The organism is Pantoea brenneri, from assembly GCF_038594305.1.
GTDB lineage: Bacteria > Pseudomonadota > Gammaproteobacteria > Enterobacterales > Enterobacteriaceae > Pantoea > Pantoea brenneri.
In genome coordinates this window covers 351,579-377,904 of sequence record NZ_JBCGBG010000003.1, presented here as the reverse complement: position 1 = coordinate 377,904, position 26,326 = coordinate 351,579, and the positions used below count along the sequence as shown (strand labels likewise).

Annotated in this window: 22 protein-coding genes and 1 other annotated feature; of the genes, 12 read left to right on the top strand and 10 right to left on the bottom strand. The window is 58.5% G+C overall.

Annotation, left to right across the window (positions count from 1 at the left end):
• Positions 1-63: 63 nt before the first annotated feature.
• The gene (tal, locus tag AABB92_RS15300) at positions 64-1,017 is read right to left on the bottom strand and encodes a transaldolase (RefSeq protein WP_031376020.1); all 954 of its coding nucleotides are present in this window, start codon (positions 1,015-1,017) and stop codon (positions 64-66) included.
• Positions 1,018-1,226: 209 nt separating this feature from the next.
• Between tal and yaaA the strand changes: the two genes are divergently transcribed.
• Positions 1,227-2,000, top strand: a complete 774-nt coding sequence (gene yaaA / locus AABB92_RS15295; RefSeq protein WP_031376021.1) for a peroxide stress protein YaaA — start codon at positions 1,227-1,229, stop codon at positions 1,998-2,000.
• A 59-nt stretch (positions 2,001-2,059) separates the two neighbouring features.
• On the opposite strand, the gene thrC is transcribed toward yaaA, so the two are convergent.
• From thrC to AABB92_RS15270, 5 genes are all read right to left on the bottom strand, one after another.
• Entirely contained in the window at positions 2,060-3,343 is a 1,284-nt protein-coding gene (gene thrC / locus AABB92_RS15290; RefSeq protein WP_031376022.1) for a threonine synthase, read from the bottom strand.
• 3 nt (positions 3,344-3,346) lie between these two features.
• On the bottom strand, positions 3,347-4,276 hold the full coding sequence (thrB, locus tag AABB92_RS15285) for a homoserine kinase (protein WP_031376023.1): 930 nt from the start codon (positions 4,274-4,276) through the stop codon (positions 3,347-3,349).
• Between the two features lie 2 nt (positions 4,277-4,278).
• A complete protein-coding gene (gene thrA / locus AABB92_RS15280) occupies positions 4,279-6,741 on the bottom strand; it encodes a bifunctional aspartate kinase/homoserine dehydrogenase I (RefSeq protein ID WP_031376024.1) in 2,463 nt (820 codons plus the stop codon).
• 26 nt (positions 6,742-6,767) lie between these two features.
• Positions 6,768-6,886, bottom strand: a sequence feature (Thr leader region).
• Positions 6,825-6,893: a thr operon leader peptide gene (gene thrL / locus AABB92_RS15275; protein ID WP_071591720.1), complete on the bottom strand. Its 69-nt coding sequence runs from the start codon at positions 6,891-6,893 to the stop codon at positions 6,825-6,827. It overlaps the preceding feature by 62 nt.
• A 187-nt stretch (positions 6,894-7,080) precedes the next feature.
• A complete protein-coding gene (locus AABB92_RS15270; protein ID WP_031376025.1) occupies positions 7,081-7,785 on the bottom strand; it encodes a tRNA/rRNA methyltransferase in 705 nt (234 codons plus the stop codon).
• Between the two features lie 600 nt (positions 7,786-8,385).
• On the opposite strand from AABB92_RS15270, the gene arcA reads away from it, so the two are divergent.
• Positions 8,386-9,102: a two-component system response regulator ArcA gene (arcA, locus tag AABB92_RS15265; protein WP_046289182.1), complete on the top strand. Its 717-nt coding sequence runs from the start codon at positions 8,386-8,388 to the stop codon at positions 9,100-9,102.
• 45 nt (positions 9,103-9,147) lie between these two features.
• Here the strand turns inward: arcA and creA are convergent, their stop codons facing one another.
• Positions 9,148-9,621 carry a protein CreA gene (gene creA, locus AABB92_RS15260; RefSeq protein WP_031376026.1) on the bottom strand — a complete coding sequence of 158 codons (474 nt, stop codon included), beginning with the start codon at positions 9,619-9,621 and terminating at the stop codon, positions 9,148-9,150.
• A 194-nt stretch (positions 9,622-9,815) separates the two neighbouring features.
• Between creA and robA the strand changes: the two genes are divergently transcribed.
• Positions 9,816-10,697: an MDR efflux pump AcrAB transcriptional activator RobA gene (gene robA, locus AABB92_RS15255; protein WP_031376027.1), complete on the top strand. Its 882-nt coding sequence runs from the start codon at positions 9,816-9,818 to the stop codon at positions 10,695-10,697.
• Positions 10,698-10,740: 43 nt separating this feature from the next.
• Here the strand turns inward: robA and gpmB are convergent, their stop codons facing one another.
• Positions 10,741-11,388, bottom strand: a complete 648-nt coding sequence (gpmB, locus tag AABB92_RS15250; protein ID WP_046289181.1) for a 2,3-diphosphoglycerate-dependent phosphoglycerate mutase GpmB — start codon at positions 11,386-11,388, stop codon at positions 10,741-10,743.
• Between the two features lie 208 nt (positions 11,389-11,596).
• On the opposite strand from gpmB, the gene yjjX reads away from it, so the two are divergent.
• The gene (yjjX, locus tag AABB92_RS15245; RefSeq protein ID WP_031376028.1) at positions 11,597-12,115 is read left to right on the top strand and encodes an inosine/xanthosine triphosphatase; all 519 of its coding nucleotides are present in this window, start codon (positions 11,597-11,599) and stop codon (positions 12,113-12,115) included.
• Here yjjX and trpR read toward each other — a convergent pair whose 3' ends face one another.
• Positions 12,116-12,421: a trp operon repressor gene (trpR, locus tag AABB92_RS15240; RefSeq protein ID WP_031376029.1), complete on the bottom strand. Its 306-nt coding sequence runs from the start codon at positions 12,419-12,421 to the stop codon at positions 12,116-12,118.
• 45 nt (positions 12,422-12,466) lie between these two features.
• On the bottom strand, positions 12,467-14,386 hold the full coding sequence (gene sltY, locus AABB92_RS15235) for a murein transglycosylase (RefSeq protein ID WP_031376030.1): 1,920 nt from the start codon (positions 14,384-14,386) through the stop codon (positions 12,467-12,469).
• Between the two features lie 270 nt (positions 14,387-14,656).
• Here sltY and atzF point away from each other — a divergent pair, with 270 nt between their 5' ends.
• From atzF to urtE, 8 genes are all read left to right on the top strand, one after another.
• Positions 14,657-16,453 (top strand): allophanate hydrolase, encoded by a 1,797-nt coding sequence (atzF, locus tag AABB92_RS15230; RefSeq protein ID WP_031376031.1) that lies wholly within the window; start codon positions 14,657-14,659, stop codon positions 16,451-16,453.
• Between the two features lie 3 nt (positions 16,454-16,456).
• Positions 16,457-20,074, top strand: a complete 3,618-nt coding sequence (gene uca / locus AABB92_RS15225) for an urea carboxylase (protein ID WP_031376032.1) — start codon at positions 16,457-16,459, stop codon at positions 20,072-20,074.
• Between the two features lie 9 nt (positions 20,075-20,083).
• Positions 20,084-20,785 carry a GntR family transcriptional regulator gene (locus AABB92_RS15220; RefSeq protein ID WP_031376033.1) on the top strand — a complete coding sequence of 234 codons (702 nt, stop codon included), beginning with the start codon at positions 20,084-20,086 and terminating at the stop codon, positions 20,783-20,785.
• Positions 20,786-20,814: 29 nt separating this feature from the next.
• A complete protein-coding gene (urtA, locus tag AABB92_RS15215) occupies positions 20,815-22,083 on the top strand; it encodes an urea ABC transporter substrate-binding protein (RefSeq protein WP_031376034.1) in 1,269 nt (422 codons plus the stop codon).
• Between the two features lie 109 nt (positions 22,084-22,192).
• Entirely contained in the window at positions 22,193-23,758 is a 1,566-nt protein-coding gene (gene urtB, locus AABB92_RS15210) for an urea ABC transporter permease subunit UrtB (protein ID WP_046289180.1), read from the top strand.
• Positions 23,758-24,834, top strand: a complete 1,077-nt coding sequence (gene urtC, locus AABB92_RS15205; protein WP_031376035.1) for an urea ABC transporter permease subunit UrtC — start codon at positions 23,758-23,760, stop codon at positions 24,832-24,834. The genes urtB and urtC overlap by 1 nt, the downstream gene beginning before the upstream one ends.
• A complete protein-coding gene (gene urtD / locus AABB92_RS15200; RefSeq protein ID WP_031376036.1) occupies positions 24,827-25,618 on the top strand; it encodes an urea ABC transporter ATP-binding protein UrtD in 792 nt (263 codons plus the stop codon). The genes urtC and urtD overlap by 8 nt, the downstream gene beginning before the upstream one ends.
• Before the next feature lies 1 nt (position 25,619).
• A complete protein-coding gene (gene urtE, locus AABB92_RS15195) occupies positions 25,620-26,318 on the top strand; it encodes an urea ABC transporter ATP-binding subunit UrtE (RefSeq protein ID WP_031376037.1) in 699 nt (232 codons plus the stop codon).
• The last annotated feature ends 8 nt before the right edge of the window (positions 26,319-26,326 follow it).

Below are 26,326 nucleotides of genomic sequence, written 5' to 3'. Positions count from 1 at the left end.
TAATACAAAGCGAAAGTGACGGAAAAGGGAAACCGTGACGGACGGTGCCGTCACGGTGAATCATTACAGCAGTTCTGCCAGCATTTTCTCAAGTTTGCCCTGATCAACGGCAAAATTGCGGATACCTTCCGCCAGTTTCGCCACCGCCATTGGGTCCTGGTTGTGCTGCCACAGGAACTCAGACTCGGTCATTTTAGCCGGACGCGCTTTCACTTCGCCGCTGTAGCTCAGTTTACGCTCCAGTGTGCCTTCGCTCTCTGCCAGCTCTTTCAGCAGCGCAGGTGAAATGGTCAGACGGTCACAGCCAGCCAGCTCGATGATTTCGCCGACGTTACGGAAGCTGGCGCCCATCACCACGGTTTCATAGCCGTGCTGCTTGTAGTAGTTGTAGATTTCAGAGACGGAAACCACGCCTGGATCTTCGTGTGCCGCATACTCTTTCTTATCGGTGTTGGCTTTGTACCAGTCGAGGATACGGCCAACAAACGGTGAAATCAGGAACACGCCCGCTTCGGCACAGGCACGGGCCTGAGCGAAGGAGAACAGCAGCGTCAGGTTACAGTTGATGCCCTCTTTTTCCAGCTGTTCCGCCGCGCGGATACCCTGCCAGGTTGAGGCCAGTTTGATCAGGATGCGGTCGTTGCTGATGCCGGCATCGTTATAGAGTTTGATCAGGCTGCGGGCTTTAGCGATGCTGCCTTCAGTATCGTAAGAGAGACGGGCATCGACTTCAGTCGAGATGCGGCCCGGGATCAGCTTAAGAATTTCCAGACCAATGTTAACTGCCAGCTTGTCAGAAACCAGCTGCAACTGCTCTTCTTTGTTGCTGCTCTGCTCACGCGCCCAGCCGATCGCTTCATCGATCAGTTTGCGGTATTCAGGGATTTGTGAGGCGTTGAGAATCAGAGAAGGGTTGGTGGTAGCGTCTTGCGGCTGATACAGCTTCATGGCTGCAATATCACCGGTGTCGGCTACCACGGTGGTGAGCTGACGCAGGGAAGTAAGTTTGTCCGTCATGTTCTTTTCTCTTAGTTAACTGTCAGGGTGAAAAAAGGCTGTTGCGATAATATCACGCGGCACCGGTGGCGCAAGGTCAGGGAATGCCGTTTACCCTCGCCTGAACAAATCGGTGTGATTCGTCATTCTTTACGCCTTTTTTGTTACACTGCGCGGCTATACCCACTGCCAATGCCCTGTAAAACCAGGTGTTAACCGAGGAAGCAACTATGTTGATGGTGATCTCGCCCGCCAAGACGCTGGATTATGAAAGTCCGCTGGCGACCCCGCGCTTTACCCAGCCGGCCCTGTTAGAAAAGTCACAACAGCTGATTGAGATTGCGCGCGATCTGTCACCCGCCAACATCGCCTCGTTAATGGGGATCAGCGACAAACTGGCCCACCTCAACGCCGAGCGTTTCAATAGCTGGCAGCCTGATTTCACCCCGGACAACGCCCGTCAGGCGATTCTGGCGTTTAAAGGCGATGTGTATACCGGTTTACAGGCAGAGACCTTCAGCGATCAGGATTTCGACTTTGCTCAGCAGCATTTGCGTATGCTGTCAGGTCTGTATGGCGTACTGCGTCCGCTCGACCTGATGCAGCCCTATCGGCTGGAGATGGGCATCCGGCTGGCCAATCCAGCGGGCAAAGATCTCTACAGCTTCTGGGGCGATTTACTGACTGAGACGCTGAATGCGGCACTGGCGGAACAGGGTGATGCGGTGCTGATTAACCTCGCGTCAGACGAGTACTTCAAAGCGGTCAAAGCGAAGAAACTGCAGGCACAGGTGATCAAGCCGGTCTTCCTCGATCAGAAAAACGGCAGTTATAAAGTGATCAGCTTCTACGCCAAGAAAGCGCGTGGATTGATGAGTCGCTATGTGATTCAGCAGCGCCTGACGCGACCGGAGCAGCTGAAGCAGTTTGATCTGGAGGGTTACTGCTTTGATGCCGCCAGCAGCAGCGAGACTGAGCTGGTCTTCAAACGCGCCGAACAGTAAGCGTCCGTATCGCCTGTGCTGACCAGCAACGGCAAGCACAGGCGGAACCGGGTTCGCGCTTATTTCAGTAAAAACGCCCGCAGCGCGGCAAAATCGGCCTGCATCGGGTGTGACAGCAACGGCAATTCTGCCCGCTCGGCTAACTCTGGCGGCAGCGTCAGCGTCTGCTGCAGAATCTCTTCTACGCTCTCTCTGAATTTCGCCGGATGCGCGGTGCCGAGGAACAGACCATATTCCCCTTCCTGCAGCTGATCGCGCAGCAGACGCCAGGCAATTGCAGCGTGCGGTTCAGAGACATAGCCAATTTCGGCCAGCTCACGCATCGCAGCGCGGGTGGTCTCATCCGAAACGGCACCGTAGGCCAGATCGGTTAAACGCCAGGTCTTACGACGGAACAGCTCTTCGACGCGCGGCCAGTTGTTTGGCTGGCTGACATCCATCGCATTCGACAAGGTAGACACCGTCAGATTAGGCTGCCACTCACCGTTCCCCAGGAAGCGCGGCACCGTATCGTTGGCGTTGGTGGCGGCAATAAAGCGCTTGATCGGCAGGCCCAGCGATTTCGCCAGCAGACCGGCAGTCAAATCACCAAAGTTACCGCTCGGTACTGACACCACCAGCTGATTCCGCTTCTCTTGTGGCAGCTGGGCGACCGCTTCAAAGTAGTAACAGATCTGCGCCAGCAGACGGCTGATGTTGATCGAGTTCGCAGAGTTCAGGCCAATCGCCTGCTTCAGTTGCTGATCGTCAAACGCCTGCTTCACCAGCGACTGACAGGCATCAAAGTCACCGTCGATGGCGATGGTTTCGATGTTGCCGCCCAGGGTACAGAACAGTTTTTCCTGCAGCGGACTGATTTTGCCCTGCGGATAGAGGATCACCACCCGCACATTTTTCATGCCGTAAAAGGCGTGCGCCACCGCTGCGCCGGTATCGCCGGAGGTGGCGGTTAAGATGGTGATTTGCTCATCTGAGCCGCTGACGTAAGCCAGCATCTGGGCCATAAAACGGCCACCGAAATCTTTAAACGCCAGCGTCGGGCCGTGGAACAGCTCAAGGCAGGCGATATCTTCACTGACCGCTTTGACCGGTGCCGGGAAAGCAAACGCGGCTTCGACGCGCTCGGCCAGCTGGTGGGCCGGAATTTCGTCACCAATATAAGCCGAGAGAATTTTGCTGCTGCGGCTGACAAAATCCATCTCCAGCATCGCGTCGATGTCGGTCAGTTCAAACTCTGGCAGCTCGAGCGGAAAAAACAGCCCCTGCTGCGAACCCAGACCCTGTTTCACCGCCTGGGCGAAGCTGACCTGCTCGTTGTGATCCTTAAGATTGTAGAGTTTCATGCGTTATCCCAATTGTCGTGCGCCAGCCGTGTCAAGACGGCAGATATGGACGAAGCCTTCATCATTCTGCAGATAGTGCTGGCTCAGCCAGTCAGCCATCCGCTGTGCCGTTTCCATCTGATTGCAAACGGCGAAAAGGGTCGGACCGGAGCCGGAAATACCGCAGGCCAGTGCGCCAATATCCTGCGCGGCCTGTCGCGCTTCGGCAAAGCCGGGCAGCAGGCGGGTGCGATAAGGTTCGGCAATCACATCCTGCATAAGTTTAGCTGCCAGCTGCGGCTGACGCGTATGGCAGGCATGAATGAAGCCCGCCAGCAGGCGACCGTGCTTGATGCAATCCTCTTTGCGGTACTGCGCCGGCAGGATCGCCCGCGCTTCGGCGGTAGAGACTTTAATGCCCGGATAGGCCATCACCCACAGCCAGTCATCAAAGCCCGGCACCGGCTGGCTGATGATGCCATTCTCTTCCAGCATCAGCTGAATGCCGCCGAGGAAGCACGGTGCCACATTATCATAATGGACGCTGCCGGAAATCCGCCCTTCCAGCTCACCCATCAGGCTCAGCAGCTGGCTGTCGCTGAGCGGTTTGCCGCAGAATTCATTCATCGCCATCAATCCGGCAACCACCGAACAGGCGCTCGACCCCAGCCCGGAGCCGATCGGCATGTTCTTCTCCAGCGTCATCGCCACCGGAATCTCTTTACCCACCGCCTCGCAAAACCGCTGCCAGCACTGATAAACGATATTCTCTTTGGGATCGGCCGGCAGCTTGCTGACAAAGCGGCCCGCGTTGGTCAGGGTGAAACGATCGGCCGCTTCGACCGAAACGCAGTCGCCCAGCAGTGAACCATCCACCGGCGATACCGCCGCGCCCAGCACATCAAAGCCGACGCTGACGTTGCCTATTGAGGCCGGTGCATAAATTTTTACCATTATTAAACTCCCAACTTCCACGACAGCGTGCGCAGCAGGTCAGCAAAAACACCGGCTGCCGTCACATCATTTCCTGCACCGTATCCGCGCAGCACCAGCGGAATCGGCTGATAGTAGCGGCTGTAAAACGCCAGGGCATTCTCGCCGTTTTTCACTTTATACAGCGGATCGTTACCGTCGACTGCGTCGATTTTCACTTTGCAGACGCCGCCCTCTTCAATCACACCGACGTAGCGCAGCACTTTACCCTCATCGCGTGCCTGTGCCACTCGCGCGGCAAACGCATTATCCAGCTCGGGCAGACGCTGCATAAACTGTTCGACATCCTGAATGGCGGTCAGGTTATCCGGCAGCAACGGCTCAATCTCAATGTCGCTCAGCTCCAGCTGATGACCCGCTTCACGCGCCAGAATCAGCAGCTTGCGCGCCACGTCAGTACCGGAGAGATCGTCACGCGGATCGGGCTCGGTGAATCCCATCTCCCGCGCCATGTTTGTCGCCTGCGACAGCGACACGCCCTCATCCAGCTTACCGAAGATAAACGACAGCGAGCCGGAAAGGATACCGGAGAAGCGCAGCAGCTCATCACCGGCATTCATCAGGTTCTGCAGGTTTTCGATCACCGGCAAGCCCGCGCCGACGTTGGTGTCGTAAAGGAATTTACGCCGTGACTTCGCGGCCGCCGAGCGCATCTGCTGGTAGTAATTCCACGACGAGGTATTGGCTTTTTTGTTCGGCGTCACCACGTGGAAGCCCTCGCTGAGGAAATCCGCATACTGATCGGCCACCGCCTGGCTGGAGGTACAGTCGACGATCACCGGATTCAGCAGATGGTACTCTTTCACCAGACGGGTCAGACGGCCGAGGTTGAACGGCTCTTTGGCTTCGCTCAGCGCCGCTTTCCAGTTGCTGAGATCGATGCCGTGTACGTGGGTCAACAGCGCGCGCGAGTTGGCAATGCCGCAGACCCGCAGATCGATATGTTTCTGCTTCAGCCACGTCTGCTGACGATGTAACTGATCCAGCAGCGCGCCGCCAACCCCGCCGACGCCGACGACAAACACCTCGATCACCTGATCGGTGGCGAACAGCATCTGGTGTACGACGCGTACCCCGGTGATCACTTCGTCATTGTTAACCACCACCGAGATTGAGCGCTCGGAAGAGCCCTGAGCAATCGCCACGATATTGATATTGGCGCGCGCCAGCGCCGAGAAGAATTTTGCCGAGATGCCGCGCAGAGTGCGCATGCCATCGCCGACCACCGAAATCACCGCCAGGTTTTCAATGATATCCAGCGGATCAAGCAGGCCATCTTTCAGTTCAAGATAGAACTCCTCTTCCAGCACGTGACGCGCCCGCGCCAGCTCATTTTGCGGCACGCAGAAGCTGATGCTGTATTCGGAAGAGGATTGGGTGATCAACACCACTGAGATACCGGTGCGTGACATCGCAGCGAACACCCGGGCCGCCATGCCCACCATCCCTTTCATGCCGGGACCGGAGACGTTCACCATCGCCATATTATTCAGGTTGGTGATGCCTTTGACCGGATTCTCATCCAGCTCGCCGTGGCCGCCGATCAGCGTGCCTGGCGCCTGCGGATTGGCGGTATTTTTAATCAGGCAGGGGATCTGGAACTGGGCGATGGGCGCGATGGTGCGCGGGTGCAGAACTTTGGCGCCGAAGTAAGAGAGCTCCATCGCCTCCTGGTAGGACATCGACTTCAGCAGACGCGCATCCGGTACCTGACGCGGATCGCAGGTATAGACGCCATCCACATCGGTCCAGATTTCGCAGCAGTCGGCGCGCAGACAGGCTGCCAGTACCGCCGCCGAATAGTCTGAACCGTTGCGCCCCAGTACCACCAGTTCACCACGTTCGTTGCCTGCGGTGAAGCCGGCCATCAGGATCATGTTGTGCGGCGGAATCTGGCTGGCGGCAATGCGGCGGGTCGATTCGGCGATATCCACGGTCGATTCGAGGTAGTGACCGACCGCCAGCAGTTTTTCCACCGGATCGATTACGCTAACTTCGTGACCACGCGCCTGCAGCAGCGCTTCCATGATCGCAATCGAGAGTTTTTCACCACGGCAGATAATGGCCGCATTGACGCTGTCGGGGCACTGGCCTAACAGGCTGATGCCATGCAGCACCTGTTTCAGCTGCGCAAATTCAAGATCAACGCGGGTTTTCAGGCGATCATACTCAAAGCCGGGCTGGGCGGCAGCCAGACCCGTCAGTAGCTCGCTGAAGATGCGTTCGGCATCGCTGATATTCGGCAAAGCATCCTGACCGCTGATGGTTTTTTCAATCATCGCCACCAGATGGTTAGTAATCTTTGCTGGCGCAGAGAGCACGGTTGCAACCTGTCCTTGTTGCGCATTACTTTCCAGAATGTCGGCGACGCGAAGAAACCGTTCCGCATTCGCCACCGAGGTCCCGCCGAATTTCAGCACTCGCATGATATAAACTCTCCTGAATTTAAGCCGAAAAAAAAGCCCGCACTGTTTAGGTGCGGGCTTTTTTCTGTTTTTTCCTGTATGCGTCAGCCCGCACCGTTACCTGTGGTAATGGTGGTGGTAATAATTGTGGTGTTCAGGCTGATTTTACGCATTAAGATTTATTTTCTGTCTGTTTTTGTCTGTCCGTCTGGCTTTCAGAAGTAAAGCAAAGCGCACGTTAAGTCAACGAATTTGTCCGAAGCTCAAATTTACATCACTGCGCACAGCTGCCTGTGAAAGCGCAAAATGGTGTGCGATCGTTTGCCTTGCTAAAATTCTCTACGATCTGTTGCTGTGAAATCAGCTTTTTCCCGAGGATTTATCTATAAGTTTTTTTTCTATGTCGTGCAGCAGGCGATGCAACATCGCGCTGTCACGCTGTTCCAGCAGGCCAATACGCTGATCGATCCAGTCTGCCATTTTCTCGTCGTCACTGACCTCCAGCGATTGCAATAACTGGTGAAAACGCTGACGCAGCGCCTGCAGCTGCTGCCCATCTGCCGCTGGCACCGCCGGTGCCGCAACCTGATTCAGCTTCGCCAGCTGGTAACAATAAACCATCACCGCCTGCCCCAGATTCAGCGACGGGTAGTCATTTGCCATCGGGATACCGGTCAGCAGATCAACCTGCTCCAGCTCCTCGTTAGTCAGCCCACTGTCTTCGCGGCCAAACACCAGCGCCATGCTGTTTACCCACTGCCGTTTTTCCAGTAGCTGGGTTTCGACCTGTTCAGGCGTGGCGTAGTAGCGGAACTTTGCCCGGCTGCGCGCGGTGGTCGCTACGGAGAAATCGATGTCAGCTAACGCCTCGGTCAGGGTCGCAAACGTCTGAAGGTTATCGAGAATATCACCGGCGCCATGTGCAACCCGGCGTGCAGCCGGCTCCTGCCAGGCATCGCTGGCGACAATCCGCAGCTGGCTAAAGCCCATGGTTTTCATGGCACGCGCCGCAGCGCCAATATTTTCAGCCCGTGCAGGCGAGACGAGAATCAGGGGGAAAAGCATGTTTATTCCATTGGTTTGCTGACATAACGCCATATTAACACGGCTGTTAATGATTAAGCCGCCCGCTGAGAATAAGAAAACAGGATGTTAAAACTGGTTAAAATCATCGATCGGTGGCCTTTTCGGCCTTAAGCATCTGTTCTTGACGAAAGGTTTATAAAGTTTTTTTAATTCAATAAGATAAAATATCATTGCCGGCCGGTTTTAGTTTGCGATTTGTCCGTCATAAATGTAGCGAAAAAGCTGCTTTTTGTGAGCTAAGCAGGCAATCTACGAGAAGTTTTTCACAAAAGTGTTAACGTGCTACAATTGCATTTGATATAAGTCAACGAAGCGTTGTTTTTATGCTTATCGGTTGTAGTTGGTGCTGTTAGGTTGCTGTTAATGCAGTTAGGATATGCGCCATTATTATTCTCTCACGGGGCATGCAATTTTCATCCTGACTGGCTGAGCTAATCCTGTTGTTGACGTTGATAGATGGCTTATCAAAATAGTATTCCATACAACGGTTCAGCACGGTCCGCCGCTCTCGATGATGAAGAACGCCATACCGATGTACGCCCTGTTTTCAATTTGTTGGCAAATTTTAGGTAGCTAAACATGCAGACCCCGCACATTCTTATCGTTGAAGACGAACTGGTCACGCGTAATACCCTCAAAAGCATTTTTGAGGCGGAAGGTTATGTGGTGTATGAGGCGACTGATGGTGCTGAAATGCATCAGGTGCTGACCGACAATGACGTCAATCTGGTGATCATGGACATCAACCTGCCCGGTAAAAACGGCCTGTTACTGGCCCGTGAACTGCGCGAACAGGCTAACGTCGCCCTGATGTTCCTGACCGGCCGTGATAACGAAGTCGATAAAATTCTCGGTCTGGAAATTGGCGCTGACGACTACATCACTAAACCGTTTAACCCGCGTGAACTGACGATTCGTGCCCGTAACCTGCTGTCACGCACCATGAATCTGGCGCTGCCAAGCGAAGAGCGTCGTCAGGTTGAAAGCTATAAGTTCAACGGCTGGGAGCTGGATATCAACAGCCGCTCACTGATCAACCCGAACGGTGAACACTATAAGCTGCCGCGCAGTGAATTCCGCGCCATGCTGCACTTCTGCGAGAATCCGGGCAAGATCCAGACCCGTGCGGATCTGCTGAAAAAAATGACCGGTCGCGACCTCAAGCCGCATGACCGCACCGTTGACGTCACCATCCGCCGGATCCGTAAGCATTTCGAATCCACGCCGGACACGCCAGAGATTATTGCCACCATTCACGGTGAAGGTTATCGCTTCTGCGGTGATCTGCAGGACTAATCGCTGCGCAGAGAAAAAACGCCCTGACGGGCGTTTTTTTTTGCCTTAGTGCCACGGCATTATTGGTACGGCGCTCAGCGCATTTTTCGGCGAGCCTTCCACCACTTTGTCGGAGTAGGTCAGATAGACTAAGGCGTTGCGCTTTTTATCGAAGAAGCGTACAACCTGCAGCTTCTTGAAGATCAGCGAGGTGCGCTGGCGAAACACCACGTCGCCCTGCGCTTTGCCCTGCGCAATCTTGTCGCTCAGCTCGACCGGACCGATCTGCTGACAGGAGATTGCCGCATCCGAGGTATCTTCCGCCAGACCCAATCCGCCTTTAATGCCGCCGGTTTTCGCCCGACTGATATAACAGGTTACATTTTTAACATCGGGATCATCGAAAGCCTCAACGACAATTTTATGGTCGGGGCCAAATATCTTGAATACCGTATCTACCGAGCCGATCTCCTCGGCGAGCAGCGGGCTGGAAAAGGTCAGGGTGGCAAATGCGGCGATCATAAGGCGAGATATTGTCATGGAGTTACCATTGCAAATGGAATAGATGTGACTGTAATGTACTGTCAATCGAGTTAATGACCAAACCAAAACGGGTTTAAGCCCGCACTGACGTAGCACAATCTTCCCGAGAAAGCTGCCCACGCCTTTTGAGCATTTAGTGCTATTATTCGACGACTGCGTTTAGCTGCACCACCAGAGTATGAGGATGTTTTATGGACCAAGCCGGTATCATTCGCGATTTGCTTGTCTGGCTGGAGAGCCATCTGGATCAACCCCTTTCACTGGATAACGTTGCCCTGAAAGCCGGTTACTCTAAATGGCATTTACAAAGGATGTTCAAGGACGTCACCGGCCACGCGATAGGCGCTTATATTCGTGCGCGGCGTCTGTCAAAAGCCGCGGTCGCGCTTCGCCTGACCAGCCGTCCGATTCTGGACATCGCCCTGCAGTATCGTTTCGACTCGCAGCAGACCTTCACCCGCGCGTTTAAAAAGCAGTTTAATCAGACGCCGGCCTGGTATCGTCGCTCTTCGGAGTGGAACTCATTCGGTATTCGTCCGCCGATTCGCCTCAGCGATGAGAAGCAGCCTGAACCGACGTTTGTCACCTTGCCGGAAACAGTGCTGGTGGGTCAAACCCAGAACTACACCTGTACACTGGAACAGATTTCCAGTTACCGCGACGAAATGCGCATCCACTTCTGGAAGCAGTTCCTGCTGGAAACCGACACGGTGCCGCCGGTGCTGTATGGCCTGCATCAGGTGCGCGCCAGTCAGGATAAGGATGACGAGCAGGAAATTCTCTATACCACGGCGGTGCCGGCCGACAGCGCAATGAACCTGCACTCCGGCCAGAGCGTGATCCTCGAAGCGGGCGACTATGTGCAGTTCACCTACACCGGGCCGCGCGTCGAGCTGCAGGAGTTTATCCTGTTGCTGTACGGCACCTGTATGCCAACGCTGGGGCTGACCCGCCGTCAGGGACAGGATATTGAACGCTTCTACACCCACGGTGGCAAAAAGCGCAGCGAGCCGCCATCCGAAATCCAGTGTGAATATCTGATTCCGATTCGTCGCCAGCCCGCCGGCAACTAAGCGATTCTGCCGTCATCACGACGGCAGAGGCGCTTCACCGTCGTTAGCGTTGCAGCTCATCGAGCGCAGGCGCATCCAGATGGGAAATATCCCCGGCGGTTTCCACCACCCAGCCTTCTGCCAGCCAGGCGCTCTGCTGATGATCGACGCGTGAGATCGAGCAGTTGCGCAGCCGCAGGCGCCGTTCCGCATGCGCTGGCAGGCCGAGGATGGTGCTGACCAGCACGCCCAGCGCCATACCGTGACTGACAATCAGAGGCCGGCTGCCGGCAGGCAGTTCGAGACAGGCATTTAGCGCCTGATGCATCCGCTCCGCCATCTCGGTCATCGACTCACCTTCAGGGATGCGCCCCCCTTCCGTGCCGTTAACCAGCGTGGCGCGCCACTGTTCCTCTTCGGCGGTTAACTCATCCAGCGGGCGCTTCTCCAGCACTCCCATGTTCAGTTCGCGCAGCCGGGGATCGAGCGTCACCACGCAACCACAGGCATCAGCAATGATCTCAGCAGTGCGACGTGTACGCCCGAGATCGCTGGAGATGACGTGCGTAATGCCCAGTTTTTTGACGCGTTCTCCCACCTGATGGGCTTGTTGCTCACCTTTTTCCGTCAGCGGACTGTCGGACTGACCCTGAATGCGGCGTTCCGCATTCCATACCGTTTCACCGTGACGAACAAGATAGACCTGTAGCATGCTTAGTTTCCGTTATACTGCGACAAAAATCGCCTTAGAGCCTCCCCCCATCAGGCGTCATTGTTGCAGCCAGTCTGGACACGGATAGCGCGAAACAACCGGAGCGTACACGGAGTACGTGAGGATTGTGAGCACTGCCCAACTTCAGACTGCCAAATAAAATAGCCCGATGGGATAGGCTCTTAATCACCTAAGGGTTCAATCAATTATGTACCATGTTGTCGCAGCCACCACCAACCCAGCGAAGATTCGCGCGATTGCGCAGGCATTCAACGACGTTTTCGGCGAGGGATCCTGCCATATTGAGGGGGTCGAGGTCGATAGTGGCGTTGCAGCACAACCGTTAACCCACCTTGAAACGCGAACCGGCGCACGCCAGCGCGTGATGAATGCGCGACAGGTCCGACCTGAGGCGGCATTCTGGGTGGCCATCGAGGCCGGCATTGAAGATGACTGCGCCTTCGCCTGGATGGTGGTAGAAAATCAGAAACAGCGGGGAGAATCGCGTTCGGCCAGCTTCACCCTGCCGCCGGTGGTACTGGCTGGATTACGTGAAGGCCGCGAGCTGGGCGAAGAGATGGCACGGTTAACCGGCATTGAGAATATTAAACAGCAGGGCGGCGCGATTGGTGCCTTTACTCAGGGTCTGCTCAGCCGCTCCAGCGTCTATCATCAGGCACTGATTCTGGCGCTCTGCCCGTTTGTTCATCCGCTTTATCAGCAGTAATCAGCCGCGACCCAGGCGCGCTTCCAGCCAGCGTTTCAGCTCCGGTGGCGCCTCTTTCAGACTGTTTGAGCCACGTGTGATGGTCGCGATGCCGACGCCAAGCTCGTTTTTCAGCTCGCGCTGGCTCATCTCGCCGTTCATCAGCTCTTCAATAATCCGCAGACGGGTGCCAAAGGCTTCGCGCTCATCTGGCGTCATCATCAGCTGCATCAGCGGCAGCGCATGGCCGTCTGCAAAGGCCTGCTGCATCAGCGCGACAAAGCGATGCCAGCTATCTTCGGTGGCGGGAGAATCAGGTTGGGTCATGAAGAGGCTTCCGTACTCGCTAAAGAGTACGGAAGCTTAGCACAGCTAGTAACGGCGATTCCACTCGCCATCTGACAGGATCTTGTCAGGCTGGCCCATGAAGTGACGATAGTAGGCGTCATACGCCAGCACGTTCTTCACGTAGCCGCGGGTTTCTGAGAATGGAATGGTCTCAATAAACGCCACCGCATCGAGATTACCGCCACTGGTTTTCTGCCAGCTACGTACCCGGCCGGGACCGGCATTGTAAGCCGCCGAGGCGAAGATCCGGTTCTGACCAAACTGCTGGTAGACATACTCCAGATACTGGGTGCCGATCTGAATATTGGTCTCAGGGTCCAGCAGCTGACTGGCGTTCGCATAGCCCGGCATGTTGTACATCTTAACGGTATGCGCCGCAGTGGCGGGCATAATCTGCATCAGGCCGCTGGCTCCGACCGGTGAACGTGCTTTCGGGTTCCACGCGCTCTCCTGACGTGAAATGGCCATCGCGTAGCTCGGTGGAATCTGCTTATCCTGAGTATTACGCTGATAAACGCTCTGCCACGCCAGCGGGAACCGCTCTTTCAGGCTGTCCCACATCTTCGCAGTAATGGTGGCCTGCACGCTGAGATCCCACCAGTCCTGCTCGTTAGCGTAACGCGCCAGCATCTGCTGCTGATTGTGCGGACGGCTGGCAATCAGGTTGGCCCATTCGCTGCGCGCCAGGTTATCCAGACCCCAGTACATCAGTTCACGCACCCGGGCCAGTTCTGCGCCCTGCACCGTTGCGCTATCCGGCTTCGGTGCTTCATCAACCTGCAGCGGATAATCGACGCCTAACCGCTGCGCCGCCACCATTGGATAGAAACCGCGAGCCCGCATCAGCTTGCGCAGGATCTCTTCCGCTTCCTCTTTACGATCTTTCTCAAACAGCAGATCGGCCTGCCAGTACTGCCATTCATCTTTCTGTTTGGCTTCCAGCGGCAGACGGGCGATCCAGGTATTCAGGCCGCGTCGATCGTGCTGGCTGAGCGCCAGCCGCACCCGGCGCTCCACCAGCGCGGTCGATTCACTGTTCATGACTACCGCATCACGCCAGCGCGCCTGTTCCGATGTCAGATCGCTGCCCATCATGCGCCATACCACAATCTCTTTCAGCGCCTGCTCATCTTCCGGCCCCATCTTCTGCGCCCGCACCAGAATCGGGATCAGGCTGCGGGCATTCTCCATATCCTGGCGGGCGACCCGGGTGAAGGCGTAGATCGTCGCCTGGCGGGTAAAGTCTGTTGGCCCGACGGCGCTGGCAAAGGTGCTGACCGTCAGCGGGTCCTGCTGCAACGCCTGGATCGCGTCAGACATGGTCTGGTAATCAGCCGGCAGCGTTTTCGCCAGGAAGCTCACCAGGCTGTCGTTACCGGCTTTCATCGCCAGCCGGATACGTTCGAGAATGGTGATCGGTGAGAGCTGGCCAGAGGATTGCCATACCGAGAAGAGTTTATCGCAGTCATTGGGCAGCGCCGTGCCGCGCAGCCAGATCTGTTTGGCACCATCAAAGGCCGCCTGCTGCTGACCGGTGGCCCATTTGGCGTAGTACCAGTTACAGCGTGCCTGCACCGGTTTCGGCTCGGTCGGGCTGAAGTTGAGCACGCCCTGCCAGTCCTGACGATGCGCCAGCACGTTGATAAAACGGGTGCTGAGCGATCGCGCCGGCGGCAACGTCGGATATTGTCGGATAAAGTTTTGTACCGCCAGGCTGGTCTCCTGATCGAGATCCTGCGCCAGCAGGCGATATTGCAAATAAGGATAGAGCGGATAATCCTGTAGCGTTGGCAACAGTTGATCCACCGTGGCCATCTGGTTACTGTCCCAGGCCTGTTTAATTTGTTGATAACGCTGTCGTTGTTGATCAAGCGAATCGGCCCATGCGCTGCTGGCCGTGCCGACCAGGCAGATCCCTACCATCCAGTTACGCCACTTCACCACGTAAATCTCCTCTGTTGCTGGGCGTCGGCGAGTTGCCAGACTCCCTTCATGCTAACCAGGCCACCCGGCTCTTGCCATGTTCTTCACAAAATTTACGCACGGCAGGACTAAACGCACCGCTATCGCCCGCCTCCTGCGCCGCCATTGTGCAAATAATCATCACAAATTCTTATGACAAACGCGGATAACCCGTTGAATCAGGGTGTTAAAAAAATGGCACAGCCTTTGCTCTGTTGAACTCCATCTTGTATACCAGCTGGAATTCATCGTATGGCTTCGACCTTTGGCTTAACCCTTCACGACTGGCAGCAACGGCTGCAACTGGCCCCACAGCAGATCATTCCGCTGCTGGCGTCCCATCTGGCGGCGCTGGATCCGCAGGATAATGCCTGGATCTATCTTGCCACGCCGGCGCAGCTAATGGCGCAGCTGGAACCGCTGCTGGCACAGTTTCAACGCGATCCAGCGTCGCTGCCGCTGTTTGGCGTCCCGTTCGCCGTCAAGGACAACACCGATGTCGCTGGCTGGCCGACCACCGCCGCCTGTCCGGCCTTCACTTACATCGCTGACAATGATGCGACGGTGGTCGCCAGGCTGAAAGCCGCCGGCGCGGTAGTGATCGGCAAAACCAACCTTGACCAGTTCGCGACCGGCCTGGTCGGTAGCCGCTCGCCGTATGGCGCGGTCACTAATACCTTTGATGCCGACTACGTCAGTGGCGGCTCCAGCTCCGGTTCAGCTTCGGTACTGGCGCGCGGGCTGGTCGGCTTCTCCCTCGGTACCGACACCGCCGGATCGGGTCGGGTCCCGGCCGGGTTTAACAATATTGTCGGTCTGAAACCGACCAAAGGCTGGTTCTCTGCCCGCGGCGTGGTGCCAGCCTGCCGGCTGAATGACACCCTGTCGGTGTTCGCGCTGACGGTGGAAGACGCTTTTACCGTCGCCAGCCTCGCCGGGGGATTCGACGCCAGTGACGCCTATTCGCGCGTCAATCCGCATACGGCCCCGGCCAGCCTGCCCGCTCATCCACATTTTGCCGTACCGGCCAATCCCGAATTCTTTGATGATGCGGCGGCCGAAGCGGCCTGGGATCAGGCGCTGGAAGCGCTGCTGGTGGCGGGCGTGACGCTGCATCCGATTGATTTCACTCCGTTCCGCCAGCTGGCTGAGCAGCTCTATTCCGGTCCCTGGGTAGCCGAGCGCACCGCCGCAGTCGGCGAGATGCTGCAACGTCCGGCTGAGATGGACCCGGTGGTGCACGGCATCGTCGCCAGCGGCCTGAAATACAGCGCCGTTGAGGCTTATCAGGCGGAGTACCTGCGGGCCGAACTGACGCGACAAATTCAGCAGACCCTGGCGCAGTTTGACGCGCTGGTGGTGCCGACCTCCCCCACCATCCACACGCTGGCGGAGATGGCTCAGGAGCCGGTGCATTACAACTCGCAGTTCGGCACCTATACCAACTTCACCAATCTGGCCGACCTCGCCGCGCTGGCGCTGCCCGGTCCGTTCCGCAATGACGATTTACCGGCGGGCATCACGCTGATCGCACCCGCCTGGCACGATCGTGCACTGGCTGAGTTCGGTCTGCGCTGGCAGCAGCAACTGGCGCTGCCGCTCGGTGCCACCGGCCAGCCACAGCCCACCCGATCGCGCGCCCTGCCGCCCTCCTCCGATCACGTGCGTGTTGCGGTGGTCGGCGCTCACCTCACCGGTATGCCGCTCAATTTCCAGCTGACCAGCCGGGATGCGGTGTGGGTAGAGGAGACGCAAACAGCCGCTCACTATCGGCTGTTCGCACTGCTGGACGGCGCGATCAAAAAACCGGGCCTGATGCGCGATGAACGCGGTGCCGCCATCACCGTCGAGCTGTGGGATATCCCGCTGGCGCGCTTTGGCGAGTTCGTGGCAGAAATCCCGCCACCGCTGGGCATCGGCAGCCTGACGCTGGCAGACGGTCGGGTAGTGAAAGGCTTTATCTGTGAAGGCTCGGCGCTGAACAACGCGCTGGAAATTACCGAAACTGGCGGCTGGCGCAACTGGCTGGCGACACAAGGGAGTCTCTGAACCATGTTCAGCACCGTATTAATTGCCAACCGCGGCGAAATTGCCTGTCGCGCCATCCGTACCCTGAAGCGCCTCGGCGTGAAAAGCGTGGCGGTCTACTCCGATGCCGACCGTAATGCGCAGCACGTTCAGCAGGCCGATGTGGCGATTGCGCTGGGCGGCGATAAAGCCAGCGACAGCTATCTGCGCATCGACAAAATTCTGGCAGCGGCACAGCAGAGCGATGCTGACGCTATCTGGCCAGGCTACGGCTTCCTGTCAGAGAGCCTGCCGTTCGCCGAAGCCTGTGAGCAGGCGGGAATCGCTTTTGTCGGCCCGACGGCACAGCAGATCGGTGAGTTCGGCCTGAAGCACCGCGCCCGTGAACTGGCCGCGCGAGCCGGTGTGCCAATGACGCCCGGCACGCCGCTGCTGGATTCGCTGGAGACGGCGTTGCAGGCCGCCGAACAGATCGGCTATCCGGTGATGCTGAAGAGTACCGCCGGCGGCGGTGGGATTGGTCTGACGCGCTGCGCCGATGCCGCCGCGTTAGCCAGTGCCTGGGAGAGCGTGCGCCGCCTCGGCGAACAGTTTTTCAGTGACGCGGGCGTCTTTCTGGAGCGCTGCATCGATCGCGCGCGTCATGTTGAAGTGCAGATTTTCGGCGATGGCCGCGGCACCGTGGTGGCGCTGGGTGAGCGCGACTGCTCGCTGCAACGCCGTAATCAAAAGGTGGTAGAGGAGACCCCGGCGCCGGGCCTGTCCCCGGCCACGCGTGACGCGCTACTGGCCTCGGCGGTCCGTCTGGGCCAGCTGGTCAACTACCGCAGCGCCGGCACCGTGGAGTACATCTACGACGTCACCCAGCAGGCGTTTTACTTTCTCGAAGTGAATACCCGTCTGCAGGTTGAGCATCCGGTTACCGAATGCGTGACCGGGCTGGATCTGGTCGAGTGCATGCTAAAAGTGGCGGCGGGCGATGAGATTGACTGGCCGCGCCTGCAGCAGGCTCCCCAGGGTGCCGCCATTGAAGTACGACTCTATGCGGAAGATCCGCTGAAGAACTTCCAGCCCAGCCCCGGCCTGTTAACCGCCGTCAGCTTTCCCGCTGGCGTGCGCATCGACAGCGGCATTGAAACCGGCAGCGAAGTCTCCAGCTTCTACGATCCGATGGTGGCGAAGCTGATTGTACATGCCGACAGCCGCGAGGCGGCGCTGGCAAAAATGCAGCAGGCGCTGGATGCCACCCAGCTGCACGGCATCGCCACTAACCTCGACTACCTGCGCCAGATCGTGGCGACTGAGGCCTTTCACAGCGGCACGGTCTGGACACGCTTTCTCGACAGTTTCACCCCGGCCGCCCCGGTGATTGAGGTGCTGCAGCCGGGTACCTTCAGTTCGATTCAGGATTATCCGGGCCGCCTCGGCTACTGGGATATTGGCGTTCCGCCGTCTGGTCCGATGGATGATTTCGCCTTCCGTCTGGCGAACCGGATTGTCGGCAATGACGAATCGGCGGCCGGCCTCGAGTTTACCTTGCAGGGCCCGACGCTGCGCTTCCACACTGATGCGACGGTGGCACTGACCGGCGCTGACTGCGCCGCCACGCTGGATGGCGAACCGGTCAGCAACTGGCAGCCGCTGACGGTGAAAGCGGGACAAACCCTGGCACTGGGCCGCGCGCAGCAGGGTTGCCGCGGCTACCTCGCGGTACGCAACGGTTTCGACGTACCGGAATATCTCGGCAGCCGCAGCACCTTCTCGCTGGGTCAGTTTGGCGGCCATGCCGGACGGACGCTGCGGGTTGCGGATATGCTGCCGATCTCCCGGCCTGCGCTGGCAGCCTGCACCACTCCGCCTCCGGTCAGCGCCCCTCAGGCGCTTGATGCCGCATTGATTCCGCACTACGGCACCGAATGGCGTATCGGCGTGCTCTACGGTCCGCACGGCGCACCAGACTTCTTCACCCAGGCTGCCATCGACGAATTCTTTGCCAGCGACTGGCAGGTACATTACAACTCCAACCGTCTCGGCGTGCGGTTAGTCGGTCCGAAACCGAGCTGGACCCGCGCCAACGGCGGCGAGGCGGGCCTGCACCCTTCTAACGTTCACGACTGTGAATATGCCATTGGCGCCATCAATTTTACCGGTGACTTTCCGGTGATCCTGACGCACGACGGCCCGAGCCTCGGCGGATTCGTTTGTCCGGTGACCATCGCCAAAGCCGAACTGTGGAAAGTCGGTCAGGTTAAACCAGGCGATCGCATTCGTTTCCATCCGATCAGTGCCGATGACGCGCTGGCACGAGAAAAGGCGCAGCAGCAGGTGATCGCCACCCTGCGTCCGCACCATGCGCCGACGTTTGCCGTGCCGTCGCTGGCCGAAACCGCCAGCGGCTCCGCGACCATACTGGCGGCGATTGACGCCACCGCAACCACGCCGCAAGCGGTCTACCGTCAGGCCGGTGACAAATATGTGCTGATTGAATATGGCGACAACGTGCTGGATCTGGCGCTGCGACTGCGCGTTCACCTGCTGATGATGGCGCTGAGCGAACGAGCGGTGCCCGGCGTAGAAGAGCTGTCACCCGGCGTGCGTTCACTGCAGGTGCGCTACGACAGCCGCATCATCAGCCAGTCCGACCTGATGTCGCTGTTGCTGGGGCTGGAGGCGACGCTGGGCGATGTCAGCACGCTGAAAGTGCCGTCGCGAGTGGTGTGGATGCCAATGGCGTTTGAAGACAGCGCCACCCTCGGCGCGGTAGCGCGCTACCAGGAAACGGTTCGCGCCAGCGCTCCCTGGCTGCCGAACAACGTTGACTTTATTCAGCGCATCAACGGCTTAACCCAGCGTGAACAGGTGCGCGACACCCTGTTCAACGCCAGCTATCTGGTGCTCGGACTGGGCGACGTCTATCTTGGCGCGCCCTGTGCAGTACCCATCGATCCGCGCCATCGTCTGCTGAGTTCCAAATACAGCCCGGCCCGCACCTTCACCGCCGAAGGCACGGTCGGCATCGGCGGCATGTACATGTGCATCTATGGCATGGACTCACCCGGCGGCTATCAGCTGGTCGGCCGGACGTTACCGATCTGGAACACCTTCCTGAAAAATCCCCAGTTTGCCGCCGAACAGCCGTGGCTGCTGCGCTTCTTCGATCAGGTGCGTTTCTATCCGGTGAGTGAAGCCGAGCTGACGCAGCTGCGGGAAGATTTCCGCGAAGGCCGCGCCAGCCTGCGGATCGAAGAGACGCTGTTTGATTTTGCTGCCCACCAGCAGTTCCTGGCGGACAACGCTGATGATATCGCCGCATTCCGCCAGCGTCAGGCCGCCGCGTTTGAGCAGGAGGTGACGCTGTGGGCGCAGGAAGAGCAGAGTGCGCCGCTGACGCTGGACCCGCCGCCCCCGATCGCTGAGCAGGATGACAGCGCGCTGGCGGTGCAGGCCGATATGAACGGCAACATCTGGAAAGTTTTGGTGCAGCCGGGTGAAACGGTCAGCGCCGGTCAGACGCTGGTTATCGTCGAAGCGATGAAGATGGAGCTGGCGATTGTCGCTCCCCGGAGTGGTCAGGTGAAACGCATTGCCTGCCAGGCGGGCCGTCCGGTCAGTCCGGGCGAAACCCTGCTGTGGCTGGAATAAGGAGTCACCATGACGATGCAGTCTCCCTCCCCGAAAGCCCGCCCGGAAGCGCTGGCGGAACGGGTTTATCAGGCGCTGAAGGAGGAGATTTTCGCCTTTCGCCTGATGCCCGGCGATCGCTTCAGTGAAAGTGAAATTGCCGGGCGGATGGCGGTCAGCCGCACGCCGGTACGTCAGGCGCTGTTCCGGCTGGAACGCGAAGGCTTTGTTGAAGTCTGGTTCCGCAGCGGCTGGCAGATCAGGAACTTCGATTTCGCCTGGTTCGAAGCGCTGTATGACCTGCGAACCGTGCTGGAGTGTGAAGCGGTAAAACGGCTGTGCGCCCTGCCCGCCGCCCAGTGCAGCGCCCTGTTAACCGGGCTGACGCGCTTCTGGTGCCAGGCGGAGCGACTGACCGCCGGCCTGACGGTATCGCAGCACGATGAGGCGTTTCACATGACGCTGGTGGCCGCTGCGGGTAATCCGGAAATGGCGCGTATTCACGCCGAACTGACGGAGAAAATCCGCATTATCCGCCGTCTCGACTTCACCTCTGACGATCGAATAACCGCCACCTATCAGGAGCATGAACAGATTTTACAGGCAATTTTTCAGCAACAGACCGAGGAGGCACAACGCATCCTGACTGACCACATCGCCGTCAGCAAGGCGGAAGTCAGGAAAATTACTTTGCACCGACTCCAGCAGGCCCGGCTTCAACCCATTGAATAACAAACACAACATTGAGGGGTTTTAACACGATGAAAAGACGTTCATTGCTCAAGGCTTTTGCTCTCTCCGCTACCGTTGCCAGCATCGGCCTCGCCTGGGGCGCGCAGGCGGCTGACACCATTAAGGTCGGCATCATGCACTCCCTGTCAGGGACCATGGCGATTTCGGAAACGCCACTCAAAGATGTGGCGCTGATGACCATCGATGAGATCAACGCCAAAGGCGGCGTGCTGGGGAAAAAGCTGGAGCCGGTGGTGGTCGATCCCGCCTCTAACTGGCCGCTGTTTGCCGAGAAGGCACGACAGCTACTGACCCAAGACAAGGCGGCGGTGGTGTTTGGCTGCTGGACCTCGGTATCGCGCAAATCGGTGCTGCCGGTGTTTGAGGAGCTGAATGGCCTGCTGTTCTATCCGGTGCAGTATGAGGGCGAAGAGATGTCACCTAACGTGTTCTATACCGGCGCAGCGCCCAACCAGCAGGCGATCCCGGCGGTTGAATACCTGATGAGCGAGGATGGCGGCAGTGCTAAACGCTTCTTCCTGCTCGGCACCGATTATGTCTATCCCCGCACGACCAACAAGATCCTGCGTGCCTTCCTGCACAGTAAGGGCGTCCAGGATAAAGATATCGAAGAGGTCTACACCCCGTTTGGTTACAGCGATTACCAGACCATCGTCTCAAACATCAAAAAGTTTGCTGCCGGCGGCAAAACAGCGGTGGTTTCCACCATCAACGGCGACTCTAACGTTCCGTTCTATAAAGAGCTGGCTAATCAGGGCATTAAAGCCACCGATATTCCGGTGGTCGCCTTCTCGGTCGGCGAAGAAGAGCTGCGCGGTATCGATACCAAACCGCTGGTCGGTCAGTTAGCGGCGTGGAACTATTTTGAGTCAATCGATAACCCGACCAACGCTAAATTTGTCGCTGACTACCGTGCTTATGCCAAAGCCCACAACCTGCCGAATGCCGCCAGCGTGGTCACCAACGATCCGATGGAAGCGACCTATGTCGGTATTCATATGTGGGCGCAGGCGGTAGAAAAAGCTGGCACCACCGACGTGGATAAAGTACGGGCGGCGATGGCCGGTCAGACCTTCAAAGCGCCAGACGGCTTTACCCTGACCATGGATCAGACCAACCACCATCTGCATAAGCCGGTGATGATCGGTGAAGTGGAAGAGAACGGTCAGTTCAACGTGGTGTGGCAGACCGATCAACCGGTACGCGCTCAGCCATGGAGCCCGTACATAGCCGGTAATGATAAGAAGCCCGACCACCCGGTGAAAGCCGCGCAGTAAGCGCGTGACGCGCCGGTCTGCGGCTCTGCCGACCGGCGCCTGCCCGTTGCGCTGATGGCGTACGGCAAATCAGGTCGTCCGCCGCCATCCATTTAACGAGGTCCTCTCTATGAACCTTTGCCGCTGCCTTTTCAGCCTGCTGCTGCTGATGCCGCTGTTTGCCAGTGCCGGACCGGCGGCAGACTTCGCCGCTGCCAGCCGTAGCCAGCAGGCGACGCTGCTGCAACAGTGGGCCGCCGCGCCAGACAGCAGCCGGTTACCGCTGCTGGAAGCGCTGCACGCCGAAAACGTGGTCATCGACCAGAATAAACAGCCGTTCAGCCAGCAGGGCAGCAGGTTGCTGCCGCTGGATGCCCAGCCACAGCCGAACGGCAGCCTGAAAAAACTGTTTATGAACAACCGGCTGCGGGTGCTGGTCAACGGCGCGCTGGCGGCGCATCAGCTGGTGAGCGACGATGCCGGACTGCGGTTGCGCGCGGCGCGACAGTTGCAAAATGACGGCGCGGCCGATCAGCTGTCGCTGATTGAGCAGCGGCTGGCCGCCGAAAAGGATAGCCGGGTGCATGCCGCACTGGCACTGGCGCTGGCCAACCTGCAGCTGGCAGATGCCCAGCCGATGGTGCGGCTGAAGGCAGTTAAGCTGCTGGGCGAATCCAGCGATCCCAATACTCAGGCCAGCCTGCAACGCTTAACCCAGCCGGCGAACGAACCGGACGCCACGGTGCGTGCCGCCGCCGCCGACAGCCTGCAACAGATTCAGAAACGCCTGATGTGGGGCGATCTGCTGGGTCAGGCGTTCAGCGGCCTGTCGCTGGGCTCGGTTTTGCTGCTGGCGGCGCTGGGACTGGCGATCACTTACGGTCTGCTTGGCGTAATCAATATGGCGCACGGTGAAATGCTGATGCTCGGTGCTTATGCCACCTGGTGGGTACAGAGCCTGTTTCAGCAGTTTGCGCCGCACTACCTGGCCTGGTATCCGCTGCTGGCACTGCCGGTGGCGTTTATGGTGACGGCCGCCATCGGAATGGCGCTGGAACGCACGGTGATCCGCCATCTTTACGGTCGCCCGCTGGAAACGCTGCTGGCAACCTGGGGTATCAGCCTGATGCTGATTCAGGCGGTGCGCATGCTGTTCGGGGCGCAAAACCTCGAAGTGGCAAATCCGCAGTGGCTGTCAGGCGGACTGCAGGTGCTGCCTAACCTGGTGCTGCCGTGGAACCGCATCGCCGTGATTCTGTTTGTGATCTTTGTGCTGGCACTCACCTGGCTGTTGCTGAATCGCACCCGTCTTGGCATGAACGTGCGCGCCGTAACGCAGAACCGCACCATGGCCGACTGCTGCGGCGTGCCGACCGGCCGGGTCGATATGCTGGCGTTTGGTCTGGGGTCTGGTATTGCCGGACTGGGCGGCGTGGCGCTGTCGCAACTCGGCAACGTCGGGCCAGAACTGGGACAGGGCTACATTATCGACTCGTTTCTGGTTGTGGTGCTGGGCGGCGTTGGCCAACTGGCGGGCACCGTGGTCGCTGCCTTCAGCCTCGGCATTGTTAATAAAGTGCTGGAACCGCAGATCGGCGCGGTGCTCGGCAAGATCCTGATTCTGGTAATTATCGTGCTGTTTATCCAGAAACGTCCTCAGGGACTGTTTGCGGTGAAAGGAAGGGTGACTGACTGATGACGCAACCCATAACGCTCCGTGCCGCGCGCAAAGCGCCGCGCCTGACCCTCAGCATCGGCATGGTGGTCACTCTGGCGCTGCTGGTGATGCCGTTTCTGGCGCTGCTGCCCGCCGGCCATCCGCTGGCGATCTCCACCTATACCCTGACGCTGATCGGCAAAATCCTCTGCTATGCGGTGGTGGCAGTGGCCCTCGACCTGGTGTGGGGTTACGCCGGATTACTGTCGCTGGGTCACGGCCTGTTTTTTGCTCTCGGTGGTTATGCGATGGGCATGTATCTGATGCGCCAGGCGGCAGGTGAAGGCTTACCGGCGTTTATGTCCTTTCTGTCGTGGCGTGAGCTGCCGTGGTTCTGGAGCGGAACCGAGCACTTCGCCTGGGCGCTGTGCCTCAGCGTACTGGCACCGGGATTGCTGGCGCTGGTATTTGGCTTTTTTGCCTTCCGTTCCCGCATCAAAGGCGTTTACTTTTCGATCATCACCCAGGCGCTGACCTACGCCGGTATGCTGCTGTTTTTCCGTAATGAAACCGGCTTTGGTGGCAACAACGGTTTCACCGGCTTTACCACCCTGCTCGGCTTTTCAGTGAGCGCGACCGGCACCCGCATCGGCCTGTTTATCGCCACGGTAGGATTGCTGTTGCTGAGCCTGGCGATTGGTTTCGCACTGGCACGCAGCAAGTTTGGCCGGGTGCTGACTGCGGTGCGCGACGCCGAAAACCGCCTGATGTTCTGCGGCTACGATCCGCGCGGCTTTAAGCTGTTTGTCTGGACCCTGTCGGCGATGCTGTGCGGACTGGCCGGGGCGCTTTACGTACCGCAGGTCGGGATCATTAATCCCGGCGAGATGTCGCCAGCCAACTCGATTGAAGCCGCCATCTGGGTGGCGCTGGGGGGGCGCGGTACGCTGATCGGCCCACTGCTGGGTGCCGCGATTGTTAACGGCGCGCGCAGCTTTTTCACCGTCGCTTTCCCGGAATACTGGCTGTTTTTCCTCGGCCTGATGTTCATCCTGGTGACGCTGTTTCTGCCGCACGGCGTGATTGGCCTGCTGCGCCGGAGGAAACATGACTGACGCACTGTTTACTCAACCTCATCCGGCGGATCGCCATCGGGCGCAGCGCGATCCGGTGCTGCAACTGGAGAAGATCAGCGTCTCGTTCGACGGCTTCCGCGCCCTGAGCGATCTCTCGTTACAGATCGGCGTCGGCGAACTGCGCTGCGTGATCGGCCCCAACGGCGCGGGCAAAACCACGCTGATGGATGTGATCACCGGTAAGACGCGGCCCGATTCCGGGCGGGTGATCTACGATCAGGACAGCGATCTTACCCGCCTGTCGCCGGTTGAGATCGCCCGTGCCGGGATCGGCCGTAAGTTCCAGAAACCAACGGTGTTTGAAGCGTTAACCGTGTTCGAGAATCTTGAGATCGCCCTGAAAGCCGAAAAAACGGTGTGGGCCAGTCTGCGCGCGCGCCTCAATGGCGAGCAGCAGGATCGGATCGATGAGGTGCTGAAGCTGCTGCGGCTCGGCGCAGAACGACAGCGTAGCGCGGGCCTGCTGTCGCACGGCCAGAAGCAGTTTCTGGAGATTGGCATGCTGCTGGTGCAGGAGCCGCACCTGCTGCTGCTGGATGAGCCAGCGGCGGGAATGACCGACGCTGAAACGGACTACACCGCCGAGCTGTTCCGCAACCTGGCGGGTAAGCATTCGCTGATGGTGGTGGAGCACGATATGGGCTTTGTCGAAACCATTGCCGACCACGTGACGGTGCTGCATCAGGGTCAGGTACTGGCCGAAGGATCATTGCGTGATGTGCAGGCCAATGAGCAGGTTATCGACGTTTATCTGGGGCGATAAGATGTTACAGGTTACTGAACTGAATCAATATTATGGCGGCAGTCATATTTTGCGTGGCCTGTCGTTTGAGGTAAAAGTGGGCGAGATCACCTGCCTGCTGGGCCGCAACGGCGTGGGCAAAACCACGCTGCTGAAATGTCTGATGGGGTTAATCCCGGCTAAATCGGGTGAGATCCGCTGGCAGCAGCAGAAGCTTAACGGCCGTAAACCGCACCAGCGGGTGCAGTCCGGCATTGCTTACGTGCCACAGGGTCGGGAGATTTTTCCGCGGCTGACGGTGGAAGAGAATCTGCTGCTCGGTTTGTCCCGCTTTCCGGCATCGCAGGCTCGCCAGGTGCCGGATGAGATCTACCAGCTGTTTCCGGTGTTGTTTGCCATGAAGTCGCGGCGCGGCGGCGATCTGTCCGGCGGCCAGCAACAGCAGCTGGCGATCGGCCGGGCGCTGGCCTGTCGGCCGCAGCTGTTGATCCTGGATGAGCCAACCGAAGGGATCCAGCCGTCGGTGATCAAAGAGATCGGCGCGGTGATCCGTCAGCTGGCGCAGCGCGGGGATATGGCGATCCTGCTGGTCGAGCAGTTTTATGACTTTGCGGCTGAACTGGCGGACAGCTATCTGGTGATGTCGCGCGGTGAAATCGTGCAGCGTGGCCGCGGCGACAGCATGGAAGCCGATGGCGTGCGCGGCCTGGTGGCGATTTAGGCCGCGCA